Genomic DNA, 1564 nt, shown 5'->3' with positions numbered 1-1564 from the left:
CGTGAAAGAATGCAAAAGCGCCGTGATGGTATTCCGTCATTTATTCGGCCTGCACGGCCGATCAAATATTTTCCGGCGTGAAAATGTCAAAGGGTAAAAATGTCTGGCCAGGCACGCCGCCCACACCGCGATCGATGGCCGCTATCATCTGCCCAATCAGCTCTTGCGCCACATGGGCTGCCGGAGTGGATATCGCCATGGTGACGAGATCCTCAGCAAGCGCTGCACGCGATTCCGGCGTCAGTTCATTGACGACCACAAGCAGCTTCCCCGCCATCTTTTCTTCGGCAAGTGCGGTAATCGCGCCTTCCATGCCCCCGCCACAGACGTAGAAACCGATCAGATCCGGATGGCGCTGCAACAGGTTGACGGTCGCTTCGTGGGTTATTTCAGCCGTATCGAGGTTGACCAGCGTATCGAGAACTTCGAATTCCGGCGCGTTTTCCCGAAAATACGAACGAAAGCCGATCTCTCGCAGTTCATGGCCGTGAAAGCGGTGGCTGCCGATGAAGGTGGCGACCTTTCCGGGCTTTCGCGCCGCCTTGGCGATCATCCAGGCTGCAGTACGCCCGACCGTGCGATTGTTGAGGCCGACATAGCCTTCGCGGACGCCTGCGGCAAAATCCGACAGCAGCGAGAAGACGGGGATACCCCTTTCCTTCAGTCCTTCGACGGCCGCTGTAATCGCCGGATAATCAGGGCAGACCAGAGCCACCGCCTGATTGCGCGCTGCAACCGCCTTCAGTCTCTCCGTCAAAGCGGTCGGCGTTGCGCTCATGTTGAAGTCAATCTGCGGGATGATCCGGACGCCGGGCATCGAAAGCGCCGCATTCTCGATTTCCTTTGTCATGGACTGATAGAAAGACTGGTTCGGTTTTTGCAGGATGAAACCCAGCCGATATTGCGGTAGATCCTCGAAAACCCGTTGCCGCAACAATCCGATTGCATGGTAGCCGATGGATTTTGCGGCGTCATAGACTCGGCGCGCCGTTTCCTCGCGGACGCGATGGCGTCCGTTGAGAACGCGATCCACCGTCGCAACGCTGACATCGGCAGCCTTGGCGAGATCGGCAATGGTCGGTCGTCCGGTCATGTCTGCTCCTGAGATAATCTCTCATTACGTCACGCCAGTTTTGACGTGTTTTGATAGAATATATCAAAGCTGCATTGAGCCACTGCGAAAGTCAACCTATCCTGCAGGCAATAACGACAGCGCACGGCGGAGGAATGCCGATATTGCGCAGCAGGGAGGGTCAGATGGACAAGGCTGCCACGAAACGCGACTACAGCCTGCTCGGACGCGACGCCCAGGCCGCGGTCGAAAGTGGATTTGCCGCCGCCGAGTGGTATCACACCGATATTCCGCGCAAGCAGATGAAGGAACTGATGAAGCGCGAGGATGGCCCCGCCATCCGCGACACCGCCCTCTGGCTCGGCAGCCTGGTCGTATCAGGTAGCTTCGGCATCGCTTTTTGGGGCTCGTGGTGGTGTCTGCCGTTCTTCCTGATTTATGGCGTCCTATACGGCTCGGCCTCGGATTCGCGCTGGCACGAATGCGGCCATG

The 1564-nt window shown here is 57.9% G+C and carries 1 protein-coding gene and 1 pseudogene; one reads left to right on the top strand and one right to left on the bottom strand.

The annotated features are described in order from the left end of the window. Positions 1-61 precede the first annotated feature (61 nt). The gene (locus A3AY_RS0134210) at positions 62-1093 is read right to left on the bottom strand and encodes a LacI family DNA-binding transcriptional regulator (protein WP_018330171.1); all 1032 of its coding nucleotides are present in this window, start codon (positions 1091-1093) and stop codon (positions 62-64) included. 164 nt (positions 1094-1257) lie between these two features. Here A3AY_RS0134210 and A3AY_RS36905 point away from each other — a divergent pair. Beyond that, positions 1258-1564, top strand: a pseudogene (locus A3AY_RS36905) (fatty acid desaturase); the annotation flags it as partial.

The sequence above is a fragment of the Rhizobium giardinii bv. giardinii H152 genome (genome assembly GCF_000379605.1).
GTDB lineage: Bacteria > Pseudomonadota > Alphaproteobacteria > Rhizobiales > Rhizobiaceae > Pararhizobium > Pararhizobium giardinii.
This window is presented reverse-complemented; position numbering and strand designations above follow the sequence as displayed.